At 31.0% G+C, this 14,566-nt stretch carries 10 protein-coding genes; 9 read left to right on the top strand and 1 reads right to left on the bottom strand.

The genetic code is table 11. From position 1 onward, the window contains the following. Nucleotides 1–152: 152 nt before the first annotated feature. From BR66_RS0119270 to BR66_RS25865, 6 genes are all read left to right on the top strand, one after another. The gene (locus tag BR66_RS0119270; RefSeq protein WP_026884368.1) at nucleotides 153–359 is read left to right on the top strand and encodes a hypothetical protein; all 207 of its coding nucleotides are present in this window, start codon (nucleotides 153–155) and stop codon (nucleotides 357–359) included. Between the two features lie 58 nt (nucleotides 360–417). Then, entirely contained in the window at nucleotides 418–1,530 is a 1,113-nt protein-coding gene (locus BR66_RS0119265; RefSeq protein ID WP_026884367.1) for a stage II sporulation protein P, read from the top strand. A gap of 198 nt (nucleotides 1,531–1,728) precedes the next feature. Continuing rightward, a complete protein-coding gene (gene addB / locus BR66_RS0119260; protein ID WP_026884366.1) occupies nucleotides 1,729–5,187 on the top strand; it encodes a helicase-exonuclease AddAB subunit AddB in 3,459 nt (1,152 codons plus the stop codon). Beyond that, nucleotides 5,187–8,909 (top strand): helicase-exonuclease AddAB subunit AddA, encoded by a 3,723-nt coding sequence (addA, locus tag BR66_RS0119255; RefSeq protein ID WP_026884365.1) that lies wholly within the window; start codon nucleotides 5,187–5,189, stop codon nucleotides 8,907–8,909. The genes addB and addA overlap by 1 nt, the downstream gene beginning before the upstream one ends. Then, on the top strand, nucleotides 8,906–9,382 hold the full coding sequence (locus BR66_RS0119250) for a PTS sugar transporter subunit IIA (protein ID WP_026884364.1): 477 nt from the start codon (nucleotides 8,906–8,908) through the stop codon (nucleotides 9,380–9,382). The genes addA and BR66_RS0119250 overlap by 4 nt, the downstream gene beginning before the upstream one ends. A gap of 175 nt (nucleotides 9,383–9,557) precedes the next feature. Next, complete coding sequence (locus BR66_RS25865) at nucleotides 9,558–9,713, top strand: hypothetical protein (RefSeq protein ID WP_156946334.1); 156 nt, start codon at nucleotides 9,558–9,560, stop codon at nucleotides 9,711–9,713. Between the two features lie 92 nt (nucleotides 9,714–9,805). Here BR66_RS25865 and BR66_RS0119240 read toward each other — a convergent pair whose 3' ends face one another. Beyond that, a complete protein-coding gene (locus BR66_RS0119240; RefSeq protein ID WP_026884363.1) occupies nucleotides 9,806–10,849 on the bottom strand; it encodes a 3D domain-containing protein in 1,044 nt (347 codons plus the stop codon). A 301-nt stretch (nucleotides 10,850–11,150) separates the two neighbouring features. On the opposite strand from BR66_RS0119240, the gene tpx reads away from it, so the two are divergent. The 3 genes from tpx to BR66_RS0119225 all read left to right on the top strand — a co-directional run bounded on the left by tpx (nucleotide 11,151) and on the right by BR66_RS0119225 (nucleotide 14,546). Next, entirely contained in the window at nucleotides 11,151–11,645 is a 495-nt protein-coding gene (tpx, locus tag BR66_RS0119235; RefSeq protein WP_026884362.1) for a thiol peroxidase, read from the top strand. A 339-nt stretch (nucleotides 11,646–11,984) separates the two neighbouring features. Then, entirely contained in the window at nucleotides 11,985–12,854 is an 870-nt protein-coding gene (locus BR66_RS0119230; protein WP_026884361.1) for a methionyl aminopeptidase, read from the top strand. Nucleotides 12,855–12,989: 135 nt separating this feature from the next. Continuing rightward, nucleotides 12,990–14,546 (top strand): FAD-dependent oxidoreductase, encoded by a 1,557-nt coding sequence (locus BR66_RS0119225; protein WP_051624315.1) that lies wholly within the window; start codon nucleotides 12,990–12,992, stop codon nucleotides 14,544–14,546. The last annotated feature ends 20 nt before the right edge of the window (nucleotides 14,547–14,566 follow it).

Raw genomic sequence — 14,566 nt, 5'->3', positions numbered from 1 at the left:
ATAATTTAATTCTACTATATAATATTAAATGAGAATAACGTAAATAATTGGCGTAAATTAGGGAAAATCATAGAAAATTAAAGTTTTGTTTTTTTAGTGCAGATTAAAAATCATGTTTTTAAAATTATTCTAAAGGAGGTGCTATAGCAAAGATGAGAGTTGTTAAAAAAAATCCATATAAGCGTTATGCATGTAGCCCTGAAGATATAGCAAAACAATTGAAGCAAATAAATGAAAATTATCGTTGTCTAAATCCTGAAGCGGAAATAGATGTTCAAGTTATTCCAAATCCTGAAAATGTTATATTTGATGGCTTACAAAAGGAGTTCGAAGTCAGAACTATCATAACTTACAAATAAAAAATGGTTATAAAAATGAACATTTTCCATATACATAGTATTGTGGGAGATGATTACAATGGCTAATTTTCAGAAAAACTATGGGGAAAAAAAATCAATACTAATGTTCACTATATTAACAATGATACTAAGTGCAGTTATATTAATGATTTCTTGGGAAAGGATTAATATAAGCAGTAGCAAAGAAGGAAATGTATTGTATTCTAGTATTCTTAATTATACTATGCCGCTCATAAAGGTAACAAATTCTAATGATGAGAGCATGGCAAATAATTCTTTTTCCATAGGAAGTAGTGTTTTAACATATTTAGGAATGGATTTGATCCATCCAGATGGAATTGTGAAGAAAGAAATTTCATATTTTAAAAGTGATGATCTTTCTTTTGTTTCACCAATGAATGAGGAAAGTTTAAAAAACAGTGATGATGCTTTTAATCTAAAGGATAAGGATATAACAAAAAATAATGATACAAGTGATCTGCCTAATAGTGCAAGTGATTTAAATTCGCAAAATCTTATTGGACAAGTATACGATCCAACTCTTAAAAAAACATTAAATCCTGCCAAACCAGAGATTTTAATATATCATAGCCATACTACAGAAAGTTATGAGCCATATGGTCCAGATAATATAAATCCTACTGAAGATGTGTGTGCCGTAGGAGATGAACTCGCAAAAGATTTACAAGATGATTATGGTATTTCTGTAATACACGATAAAACTATTCATAACGTAACTGACTATAATGGTAGCTATGTAAGGTCCTCAAAAACTGTGGCAAAGTATCTGCAGCAGTATGGAGACTTTAAAATGATAATAGATATACATAGAGATTCATTAAATAATAAAGCGCCAGATACAATAAATATAAATGGTGAAAATGTAGCAAGGTTTGAGTTTGTAATGTCAGTGGCAAATAATCCACATGCTGATAAAAATATGGCACTTGTAAATTCACTAGTAAAAATAGCGAATTCAGACTTTAAAGGATTAATGTGCAATGAGAATATAGATATATATCAACATGGTAACAATAGTTTTAACCAGTCCATGAGTAGCAATGCATTTTTACTTGAAGTTGGTTGTGATAAAAATAGTCTAAATGAAGCAAAGGGTACAGCAAAATATATAGCAAGAATTTTAGCTCAACAATTAAATGGTAAAAAATAGAATACTGATAAAATATAAACAGTTCTAAAGTATAGGACTGTTTTTTTGTTCTAAATAATTATAATATGTATCTAGTGTATGATAAAATATATATTATAAAGTATTTTGGAAAATATATAAGGCATATAAAAGAAAATAGGCAAGGAAATTGATTAGTTATTTTTTTTTATATTACTATGAGAAAGGTATGGTTAAACTATGAGTATAAGATTTATATACGGAAGAGCAGGTAGTGGTAAAAGTTACTTTTGTATAGAAGATATAAAAGCAATGGTTGAGCAGAGAAGTGAAAAACCTCTTATCTATCTTATCCCTGAACAATTTTCTTTTCAGGCTGAAAAAAATATTCTTAATACAATAGGAGAAAAGAGCAATCTAAATGTAAAGGTTCTGAGCTTTAAGCGGATGGCTTATAGAATTATGAATGAGGTAGGTGGCATAACTCATAAACACATGGATTCTGCTGGAAAGTGTATGCTAATTTCTCATGTATTAGATGAGGTAATAGATGATTTGACTGTTTTTAAAAGAGCTGCAACTCAAAAGGGTTTTATAAATACTATTTCAGATTCTATAAGTGAATTCAAAAGATATTCAATAACTCCTGAGTTTTTAGGAGAAACTGCACTAGGCATGGAAAATGATATAAATCTAAGGAGCAAGCTTTTGGATTTGAGTAAAATATACGGAAACTTTGAAGAATTACTTCATAAGAATTACGTTGATGCTGACGATGATTTGCTTATACTTAATGAAAAATTGGATGAATCAAAGATGTTCAATAATTCAGAAATTTGGATTGATGAATTCTCAAGCTTTACTCCCCAGCAATATAAGATAATTGAAAAGATTATTAGGAAGGCTAAAAGAGTTAACATATCTCTAACTAGTGATTATGAAGATGGAAGAGATTATGGCACGGATATATTTCAATTTACAAGAAATACAGAGAATAAGCTTTTAGATATTGCTAGGGATAACAATGTAGTTATTGACAAGCCGGTGGTATTAAATAAAAGACCTTTTTATCGTTTTAAGGCAAGCAAATCACTAGCATGTCTTGAACAAAATTTGTTTGCATATCCTAATAAAGTTTATACTGAAGAAAGTGACGATATAGTGCTTTTTAGAGCGCAGAACACCTATTCTGAAGTAGAAAGTACCGCAAGGGACATAATAAGGCTGTGTAGAGATAAAGGATACCGCTATAGAGATATTGCTGTAATAACACGGGATCTTAAAAATTATGAAAATGTTATTGCTGCTGTCTTTAATGAACATGGGATAGATTACTTCATTGATGAAAAAAGAGACATAGAGGGAAATCTAATAGTTGTATTAATAACTTCAGCTATAGAAGTTATTAATAAAAACTGGTCTTACGAAGCAATGTTTAGGTATCTAAAGACAGGTCTAACAAATATTCCATCTGAAGATATAGATGTGTTTGAAAATTATGTTTTGGCTGCAGGCATAAGGGGAAAAAAGAAATGGCTAGATGCTGAAAAATGGGATTATAGGCCTGATGCATTTTTGGGTAGTGATGAGATATCACTTAAAGAGGCGAAATTACTGGCTAAAATAAATTTAATAAGAGAAGCAGTAGTTGAACCATTAAGAAAATTTTATTATAACACCAGAGGGAGTAAAAGTGCTGAAGAAACTTGTAAAATCCTATTTGAATTCTTAATTGACATAGGAGCAGAAAATAAGGTGGAGGATTTAGTTTCAAAATTTAAAGAGAGTGAAAGACAAGAATTAGCAAATGAGTATAGCCAAATATGGAATATAATAATGGATTTACTTGATCAAACTGTAGAGGTTATGGGCGATATGAAGCTTTCCTTAGAAGATTTTGAGAAGATACTTACCATAGGTGTTAAGGAACATAAAATGGGACTTATACCACCATCAGTAGATCAAGTTCTTGTTGGAAGCGTTGAAAGGCTTAAGAGCCATGATATATGTGCACTTTATCTTGTTGGTGTAAATGATGGAGTATTTCCTTCAACAAAGAATGAAGAGGGAATTTTAAGCGATGTAGATAGAATGTCACTTAAAGATAGAGGTATAGAGCTGGCTAAAGATACAAGAACAGCAGCTTTTGAAGAACAGTTTTTAGTATATACGACCCTGACTATACCTAGAAAATACCTTAGGATTAGCTATCCTATGGCAGATTATGAAGGTAAAACTCTCAGAACTTCGGCCATAGTATCAAGAATAAAAAATATATTTGAAAACGTTAAAGAAGAAAGTGATATTAATTTTAATGAGGATGATAATGACAGATTAATGCTTATAGATGCAAAAATACCAACATTTAATCAACTTATTAATGTTATGAGAAGACGGATTGATGGGGAAAATGATGCGGCGATTTGGCGAGACGTATACAAGTGGTTTAGCAATTCTAAGCAGTGGCGAGAAAAGTGTCAGAGAGCTTTTAGTGGAAGTACCTATTCAAATCAAAGCCAACTCATAGAAAGAGAAAAAGCAAAACAACTCTATGGGGAAAATATGAGAATAAATGTATCTAGACTTGAAAAATATGCTGAGTGTCCTTTTGCATACTATGTACAATATGGACTTAATGCTAAGGAGAGAAAAGTATTTAAACTAAGTTACCCTGATATAGGAACCTTTATGCATAAAATAATAGATGAGTTTAGTGAAAAAGTAAACACTGATGGATTAAATTGGAATGAAATTGATAATCTATGGTGCGAAAATAGCATAAACGAAATAGTTGAGGACAACGTAAGCAGTAGTAATAGCTATATATTAAGTAGTTCACCTCGATATAAGTATTTGACAGGAAGGCTGAAAAGAGTACTTACAAGGACTGCTATGGTTATTGCAAATCACATAAGAAGAAGTGGGTTTAAACCTGTAGGATTTGAAATTGATTTTAGTGAAACAGGAGGTTATCCTCCGATAATTGTAGAACTTGCTTCAGGTGAAAAAATAAATCTAATAGGAAGAATAGATAGAATTGATATGCTGATTAAAGAAGGAGAAACCTATATACGGATAATTGATTACAAGTCGGGAAACAAGGTTTTTAAGTTATCAGATGTGTATTATGGTCTTCAGGTCCAGCTGCTATTGTATCTTGATGCAATACTTATGGAAGAAGGTAAGGATGCAGTTAAAGAACCACTTCCTGGAGCTATTTTGTATTTTAAAATTGATGACCCTATAATAAGGAAAAATAAGGATTTAAATGATGAAGAGTTAAAAATAGAAATAATGAAAAAATTTAGAATGAATGGTTTGTTAATTGATGAGCCAGATGTAATTAAAGAGATGGATATAGAAATGGATGGTAACTCTGTAGTTATACCAGCTAGGATAAATAAGGATGGAAGTCTTGGGAAATCTGATGTGGCATCAAAAAAACAGTTCGAAATCCTAAGAGATCATGTTAAAAATGTGATTGTAAAAAACTGTGAAAATATGCTTAATGGAGATATAAGCATTAATCCATGTAAAAATAAGGAGTTTGTAACATGTTCATTCTGTCTTTATTCATCAATATGCGCTTTTGATCCAACACTTGAGGATAATAACTATAGAAATATCTATGATAAAAGTGATGATGAGGTTTGGAGTATTTTGAATAAGAAATATACAGAACAAGAAGGTGAAGAATAATGTCAAATACATGGACAAACGAGCAGAGAGAAGCTATCTATACAAGAGGCAGTAATTTACTTGTAGCGGCAGCAGCGGGTGCAGGAAAAACAGCAGTACTGGTAGAACGAATTATTCAGATGATAATAGACGAGAAAAATCCAGTTGATATAGATAGACTTCTTGTAGTTACATTTACAAATGCAGCATCTGCTGAAATGAGAGAGAGGATTGGCGAGGCAATATCTAGAGAATTGTCAAAAAATCCTGATTCTAGTGCTTTGCAAAGGCAACTTGTGCTTCTTAATAAGTCTAGGATTACTACAATACATTCATTTTGTCTAGATGTAATTAAAAATTATTTTCATCTTATAGACCTAGATCCAAAATTTAGAATAGCAGATGAAACGGAGATAATCTTATTAAAAAATGAGACAATAGAAGAGTTATTTGAAGAAAAATATGAAGTTGAAGATAAAGAGTTTTTAGACTTAATAGAATGTTATTGCTCAAACAGAGATGATTCAGCTCTTCTTGAGATGGTACTTTCACTGTATAGTTTCGCCAAAAGTAGTCCTTTTCCAGAAAAGTGGCTTAATGATATGAGCGAGAACTTTAATGTATCAGAGAACTTTGATTTTGGAAGCTCAATTTGGGCTAAAGCTTTACTTTCAAATGCAAGAATAGAAATAAACGGAATGAAAAAGTCAGCCATTAAAGCATTAGATATAATTCAAAATGAAGATACATTAACACCATATGAACCAAGTATTAACCAGGATTTATCCATAATAAACGATTTGGATATTAGTACAGATAAATCCTTTCAGGCTTTTTCCAATTGTTTATCCGGCTTAAAATTACCTACCCTTAAAAGATGTGGTAAGGATGTAAATAAGGAAAAAAAAGAACAGGTTCAGTTATTAAGAAATAAGTATAAAAAACAGCTTAAGGATATGTCAGAGGAAATATTAAGTACTTTAAATGAAGATATGGCATTGCATATTAAAGAATTATATCCAATGATGAAATATCTTTGCAACTTAGTGATGGCATTTGATAAGGACTATATAAAAGCTAAAAGAAGCAGGGGCCTAATTGATTTCAATGACATTGAACATCTAGCACTTACTATACTTACGACGGTTGGAGAAGATGGCGAGGTAAAACCATCAGATGCAGCTATTGAACTAAGAGAAAAATATGAAGAAATTTTAATAGATGAATATCAGGACAGTAATATGGTGCAAGAATATATTTTAAGTATGGTTTCAAGGAGAGATAGTGAAAATCCTAATGTGTTTATGGTTGGAGATGTAAAACAAAGTATATACAGGTTTAGGCAGGCAAAACCAGAACTGTTTTTAGAAAAATATAACTCTTATTCAGATAAAGAAGGTGCAAAAAATAGAAAAATACTACTTTTTAAGAATTTTAGGAGTAGGGATGGAATTATTCAGGGTGTAAACTATATATTTAAAAATATTATGTCCAAAAATATAGGGGAACTAAACTATGATGGTAATGAAGAATTGAAGCTTGGGGCTAAATTTCAGGATATAGATGAAAATGTTTTTAACTGCCTTGGAGATAATGAAATTCACATAATTGAGAAGAATAGTAGTATTGAAGTAGTAGAGACAAATGAGGAAGAAAATGAAGATGAAGAAGAGGATATAGATAAAATAAGGTTAGAAGCTAGAATGGTATCAAGAAGGATAGGTGAACTTATAAATCCAAAGAATAAACCCTATGCTGTATTTGATAAAAATACAAAGGAGTATAGAAGTGTTAAATATAAAGATATAGTAATACTTTTAAGAGCAACTAAAAATTGGGCGCCAACCTTTACTGATGAACTAAAAAAACAAGATATCCCTGTTTTTGCTGATACAGGAAGTGGATATTTTGAAACTACAGAAATAAAGACTATTTTAGCTATGCTTCAGGTAATAGATAATCCACGACAGGATATACCACTTTTAGCTGTACTTAGGTCTCCTATAGCTTCATTTAGTGATGATGAAATTATAGACATTAGAAATACAGATAAAACGGTTGTTTTTTATGAAGCATTAAAAAATATTGCTGAAAGATCAGAGGTGGAATCAGACCTTACTGAAAAGTGTGGCAATTTTATTGAATTACTAGAAAAATTCAGGACACAATCATTATATATTCCAATTGATGAATTTATTTGGTATCTATACACGGAAACTGGCTATTATGGATATGCTGGGGCAATGCAAGGTGGAATGCAAAGACAGGCAAATCTTAGAATATTGTTCCAAAGAGCAAAAGTATATGAGAGCACTAGTTATAAGGGATTATTTAATTTTATTAGTTTTATAAATAGGCTTAAAATAAGTAGTAAAGACATGGGAAGTGCTAAGCTATTAGGTGAAAATCAAGATGTAGTTAGAATAATGAGCATTCATAAGAGTAAAGGACTTGAATTTCCAATTGTTATTATGCCTGGCTGTGGAAAAAACTTTAATTTAAGAGATATGACAAAGTCAGTACTTTTACATTATGATCTTGGCATTGGGCCTGACTATGTTAATTTTAAAAGGAGGATTTCTTATCCAACTATATTCAAAAATGCAATTAAAAAGAAGATAAAGATAGAAAGTATCTCTGAAGAAATGAGAATATTATATGTTGCACTGACAAGAGCAAAGGAAAAGCTTATAATAACAGGGGCCGTAAGTAATTTCACAAAATCAGCTACTAAATGGTCTTCAGAAGTAAATAGTGATGAAGAAAAGGTATCAGAAGATGTGGTACTTAAAGGCAAAAATTACTTGGATTGGATCTGCTGCGCTGTAATGAAACATAAAGATGGTGAAATCCTCAGAAGCAAGGCAGGAATTGAATTGAATAAAATAAATACTGCAAAGGATAATTCTAGATGGAAGGTGGAACTTTGGAAGAAAAATGACATTGTTAAGGATGAAGAGTCAGCTAAGCCTATAATAGAAGATAAAGATGGTGAAGATAGGCTCCACAATATACTTTTGGAAATAGAGAGTAAACCCCCAAGAACAGAATATTATGAAGAAATAAATAGAAGACTTAGCTGGGAATATAAATATAAAGACTCAAATCTTATGCCTTCGAGTATTTCTGTTACTGAGCTTAAAGGTCAATATAGTGGTGAAGAGGATTATTCAAAAAATCTATTTTCAGAAGGGTTAAAGAAACGTCCAGCTTTTATGGAACATAAAAACACACTAACTCCATCGGAAAGAGGAACAGCAATGCATAATGTACTGCAAAGAATTGATTTTAATCTTGGAATTGATAATGCAAGTATAAAAAAACAAATGGATAAAATGATATTTAGAGAACTTATAACAGAAAATCAAGGGAATGCAGTAGACATAAATAAAATAATTAGATTTTTTGAAAGTGAACTTGGAAAGAGAATGCTTTCATCAAAAACGGTGAAGAGAGAAGTCCCATTCGTTGTAAGGCTTAAGGCAAGTGATGTTTATAAGGTTACAAACGAGGAATATATAATGCTTCAAGGTGCCATAGACTGTTATTTTGAAGAAGAAGATTATATAGTTCTTGTGGACTATAAGACAGACTATGTTACAGATGAGAATGTGGATATTGTCATAGAAAAATATACTGACCAATTAAAATATTATAGTTCAGCATTGGAGAAGATTACAGGAAAAATTGTAAAAGAAAAATTTTTGTATCTGTTTTATGATGGGAGAATTGTGAAAATATGATGAAATTTTTAAGAAAAAATTATGAAATATTAGCACCGATTTCTGGTGAAGTTATAGATTTAAGCAAAGTGCAGGATAGAGTATTTGCTACTAAAATGGCTGGAGATGGAATAGCTATTATTGCAGATGGAAATGTAGTATATGCTCCTGCAGATGGAGTGGTTTCCCTTATATTTGATAGCAACCATGCCATTGGAATGATACTAGATAACGGTATAGAATTACTTATTCATTTAGGCATCGATACTGTTGAACTGAAGGGGGAAGGATTTACAAGGCTAATTGAAGAAGGAAAAAGGGTTAAAGCTGGGGAACCAATTTTAAAAATAGACAAAAAATTTATAACAGAAAAAGGATACTCATTAATAACACCTGTTTTAATAACAAACACGGATAGGGCAAAAAATCTTCAATGTAATTTGGGAATTAAGGCAGAAGGTGGACAAACTGTAATAATGTCATACAGAATATAATCAAGTGAAAAATTTATAAAAGATGATCATGGGCTATATGGATATTTGAGAAACTTCTTTATAGTTAAATAGGAGTATGTTAATATAAATTCAGAATAATAATTTGCATCTAAAAAAATAACCAGTGAGTACTCTAGTATATTTATTTTTAGATGTCTTAAAGGTGGAATGATTTGTGTCAGATAAAAGTATAGAACTTATGAAAAAGTTGATTGAAGAAAAAAAGAACAAAGGACTAAATAAAGGCGGTAATAACAGACCAGATAAAAGTATTGGAAATAAGCAAAAAGGTTTTAATAATACTAAACAAGGTGGAGTATTTGATAAATAGTAATGCGAAATAGTTTAAAAAAGAATAGTGTTTATAAAATGGTAAAAAATAACTGGGCAAGAATGAATAAAATCATTTTGCTCAGTTATTTTTTATTTTAATATGGTAACAGTTACAGTTCTTCGGCCCCAAGCGCTTGCTTCTGCGTCTGTGGGCAAGTAAACGTCTATTATATTGCCTATAATAGCACTTCCAGTATCTTCAGCAATAGCATAACCGTACCCTGACACATAAACTTTAGTGCCAAGTGGTATAATAGTGGGATCTACAGCTATAGTGCTGTAACCATTAGGATCTCTGTGGGTTAATTTATTGCTTGATGTATATCCAGGATCAGAATAGGATGTTGCAGTCATGGTATAAACAGTTGAAGAAGAACCAGGAGCACTAGGAGCTATACTGCTTGGACTACTGGGAGCTGCTAGTAGTGCAGTATTCTCCGCAGCAATTTTTGCATTTTGCGTAGCAACGTCTTGTGCTTTTTTAGCTGCGGCTGCTTGTGCTAATTCTTTTTGCCTTTGAGCTTCAATTAATTGTTTTTCCTTATCAGTTGCCTTACTTAGCAAATTTTTTTCCTCAGATACATCTGAACTTAATTTTGCTAAAGAGCTTTCATTATCAGATTTTAATGATTGAAGGTTTGCATTTGCAACTTCTAAATTTTTCTTTTGTAATGTAATAACAGTTTGCTGTTGTTTTACATTACTTATAATATTATTATCGTACTGTATAATTTTTGCAGTTATATCCATTTTACTTATAAAATCACTCAGGTTATGTGAACCAAGTAGTACTTCTAGATAACTGGAGTTACCATCTGTGTACATAGCCTTCATTCTTTTATTTAACATGATTTGTTCTGTGCTCAATTTTTTATTTGTAGCATCTAGTCTATTTTGTGTGTTTTTAATGTCATCTGCAGCTTTATTCATATCTTTTTTATTGTCGTCAACTTTTTTAAGTACAGCAGTAACTTGGGCATCTAAGGTTTGAACCACCTGCTGTAGCTGATTTTTATTATCTTGCACCTGCTTTAATTGGTTTGAAGCGTCATTGGATGTGGCTGCAAAAACATCACTATTAAATGTTAAAATTAATGTTAATACCATAAGTATAGATAATGCTTTTATTTTCAATTTATATCCCCCTTTGACAGTTTACTTATACTATTATAACATAAGAAGCAAATAATGCATGGTAATTTTTTACAATGACCTAAAATCACTAAAAAGTTTATAACTTTTTTTATACTATGTAGTAAAATTTACTATTTAGCATTTACAAATATATAGTGTTGTAGTAGAATTATAAGTGACAATAAGTATTAAATAATATTAAATATTAAGTAAAGCGAGGTGAATAGTTTATTTGTTTAGATATTTACGCACGTAAGCAAAATACACTAGTTAATATCTATTAATGAATAAACCTAAAATTATGAAAGTTAAATTTCAAGGAAATGAAGTTACATTGGTTGGAAAACAATTAAAAGTTGGGGATACATTCCCAGAGTTTATAGTAGCAAACAATTCTTTAGCACCAGTTACATTGAAAGATACAAAGGGAGTAAGAATCTTTTTAACCGTACCTTCATTAGATACACCTGTATGTGATCTTGAAGTAAGAACCTTTAATGAAAAGGCTGTTAGCATAGAAGGAGTTACGGTGTATACTGTATCTATGGATTTACCATTTGCACAGGCAAGATGGTGTGGAGCTGAGGGCATTGAAAAAGTAATTACACTTTCAGATTACAAGGAAAGAGAATTTGGAAAAGTTACTGGAACTTATTTAAAAGAACTTGGACTTCTTGCAAGAACTTCTTTTGTTGTAGATAGTAATAACAAAATAACATATGCAAATTATTTGGAAGAGGTAACAAGTTATCCAGATTATGATGAGATATTAGAAGCAGCTAAAAAAGTTAAATAATATAGTTACATACTAATATATAAAAGAGATATTTAATGATGGGTTTAATCATTTTAATGTCTCTTTTTCTAGTAGAAACCTATATTAATATCAATATTTTAAAAGTTTATTGAAGTAAAAATGCAAATGAATACAATTAATTGATGTATTTTTTTTTATATGAGTTATAATTAATATATAATAAATGATTAGATTAAGGCAATTAGATTTGATTTTAAATTTATTTTGAAAAAGATTGCTGGTTTTTTTGTAGCAATCTTTTTTCTTGAGTGGTGATTTTAGTTACTTGATATTATCATTAAATTGACCAATAAACCTATTATATAAGGAGAATGTAAAATGGATATAAGTAGAAACGATGAATGTTGGTGCGGAAGTGGATTAAAATATAAAAAATGTCATTTGGTTTTTGATGAAAAATTGCAATCATTAAAACATAAAGGATTTGAAGTGCCTACAAGAGATATAATTAAAAATAAAGAACAAATTGATGGAATAAAAAAAAGCTGTGAAATAAATGATGCAGTACTTGATTTAGTAGCTTCAAAAATTAAAGCAGGTATGAGTACAGAAGAAATAGATGTGCTTGTGCATGACTACACAGTAAAAAGAGGGGCAATACCTGCTCCACTTAATTTCCAAGGCTTTCCTAAAAGTGTTTGCACATCAATAAATGAGGAAATATGTCATGGTATACCAAGTAAAGATGTTATTATTAAAAGTGGCGATATAATAAATGTGGATGTATCCACTATATTTAACGGCTACTATTCAGATGCATCTAGAATGTTTATGATCGGTGAGGTTAGCGAAGAAGCTAAGAAGCTAGTAAGAGTATCCAAGGAATGCTTACAAAAAGGAATAGAAGCAATTAAACCTTGGGGATTTTTGGGAGATATAGGCGCAGTTATTCAGGAACATGCAGAAAAAAATGGTTTTTCTGTAGTAAGAGATTTTGGTGGACACGGAGTTGGAATTAGTTTTCATGAAGAACCCTTTGTAGCTCATTATGGAAAACGCGGTGAGGGAATGATTTTGGCACCAGGTATGATATTTACTGTTGAGCCTATGATTAATGAAGGTACTCATGAGTTATATGTTGATGAAGAAAATGATTGGACAGCTCTTACAGATGACGGACTACTATCTTCACAATGGGAGCATACAATTTTAGTAACAGAAGATGGAGTAGAAATTTTAGCAAAATAATTTAAATTAGAACGTGGATGTACTAGGATGATTTTTATATCATTTTAGTACATCCTTTTTTATTTTAGCACCTAATACATAAAAAAAATTTACCTGCAAATAACTACTTTAATAAAAACATTTGGAGGTTTATATATGGGAATTGAAATGAATAATTTATCAGGACTAAATAGTGAGCATGAGTCTTATTGGATTTCATCTTCACAAAATCAAGATTATCTGACTCTAAATGAGGATATTGATGTGGATGTAGCTATAATTGGTGGAGGAATGGTAGGAATAACCTCAGCATTTTTGCTTAAGAAACAGGGCGTGAAAGTTGCAATAATTGAGGGAGATAAAATTACTCATGGCGCATCTGGGCACACAACAGCAAAAATAACAATACAACATAATTTAATTTATAATAAACTTATACTTAAAATGGGAGAAGAAAAAGCAAAACAATATGCAAATGCAAATGCGGAGGCAATAAAATTTATAGCAGCTTTAGTTAACGAAAAAAATATTCAATGCGACTTTTCCTACTGCCCAGCTTATGTATATACTCAAGATGATAAATACGTAAATAAAATTGAAAGTGAAGTGAAAGCTGCATTAAGGTTAGGAATAAAAGCAAATTATTTAGTGGAAACACCATTACCTTTTGCAGTAAAAGCAGCACTAATTTTTCCATGTCAAGCACAATTTCATCCATTAAAATATCTATTAGCAATAGAAAAAGATATTGAAGGGTCAGGAAGTTATATATTTGAGCATACTAAGGTAGTTGATATTGATAAAGAAAACACTATAATTGTAACAGATAAAGGTAAAAAAGTAAGGGCATCAAAAATTATTATAGCATCACATTTTCCTTGCTATGATGGTTTTGGAATGTATTTTACAAGAATGTATGCAGAAAAATCTTATGTTCTAGCTACGAAACTAAAGGATGAATTTCCTAAAGGAATGTTTATATCTGCTGAAGATCCTGGTCGTTCACTTAGAAGCCAAAAGTATAATGATAGTGAAATTGTATTGGTTGGGGGAGAGCATCATAGAACAGGAACAGGTCCAAATACAAATATTCATTATGAAAATTTAGCCAGGTTTGCAGATGAGAATTTCAAAGTGGAAGAAATATTATATAGGTGGTCAACTCAGGATTATATAACGGTAGATAGCGTTCCTTATGTTGGATATCTTACTAGAAGTACGCCAAACATATTAGTGGCAACAGGCTTTGGAAAATGGGGAATGACAAATAGTACTGCATCGGCTATGATCTTAAGTGATCTAATTATAAAGGGAAAAAATCCATGGACAGAAGTATACGATCCATCAAGATTTGATGTTACCACTATACCTAAAATGGTATCGCAAAATTTAGAGGTGGCAAAGGAATTTGTATTGGGCAAAATAGAGATCCCCGGTAATGTAACAATTAAAAATGGTGAAGCTAAAATAATTCTTATAGATGCAAAAAAATTTGGAGTTTATAGGGATGAAAATGCCAAGATTCATATAGTTGATATTACTTGTACTCATCTAGGATGTGAACTGGTATGGAATGAAGCTGAGAGTACTTGGGACTGTCCATGTCATGGTTCAAGATTTAGTTATGATGGCGAAATAATAGAAGGACCTGCTTTTAATAACCTAAATCACAAAGGGGAGGGAAAGAACAAAAGAGATGCTAATATTTTATAATAAGTATATATAATTTTGTA

The sequence above is a fragment of the Clostridium akagii DSM 12554 genome (assembly GCF_000686725.1).
GTDB lineage: Bacteria > Bacillota > Clostridia > Clostridiales > Clostridiaceae > Clostridium_I > Clostridium_I akagii.
The sequence above is the reverse complement of the archived record's forward strand: the minus strand, read 5'-3'. Positions and strand labels throughout refer to the sequence as shown.

Excerpts from the sequence above, each read along its gene's own strand:
- BR66_RS0119250 (WP_026884364.1), top strand. The coding sequence starts at position 8,906 with ATGATGAAATTTTTAAGAAAAAATTATGAAATATTAGCACCGATTTCT.
- addB (WP_026884366.1), top strand. The coding sequence starts at position 1,729 with ATGAGTATAAGATTTATATACGGAAGAGCAGGTAGTGGTAAAAGTTAC.
- tpx (WP_026884362.1), top strand. The coding sequence starts at position 11,151 with ATGAAAGTTAAATTTCAAGGAAATGAAGTTACATTGGTTGGAAAACAA.
- BR66_RS0119265 (WP_026884367.1), top strand. The coding sequence starts at position 418 with ATGGCTAATTTTCAGAAAAACTATGGGGAAAAAAAATCAATACTAATG.
- BR66_RS0119225 (WP_051624315.1), top strand. The coding sequence starts at position 12,990 with ATGGGAATTGAAATGAATAATTTATCAGGACTAAATAGTGAGCATGAG.
- BR66_RS0119230 (WP_026884361.1), top strand. The coding sequence starts at position 11,985 with ATGGATATAAGTAGAAACGATGAATGTTGGTGCGGAAGTGGATTAAAA.
- addA (WP_026884365.1), top strand. The coding sequence starts at position 5,187 with ATGTCAAATACATGGACAAACGAGCAGAGAGAAGCTATCTATACAAGA.
- BR66_RS0119270 (WP_026884368.1), top strand. The coding sequence starts at position 153 with ATGAGAGTTGTTAAAAAAAATCCATATAAGCGTTATGCATGTAGCCCT.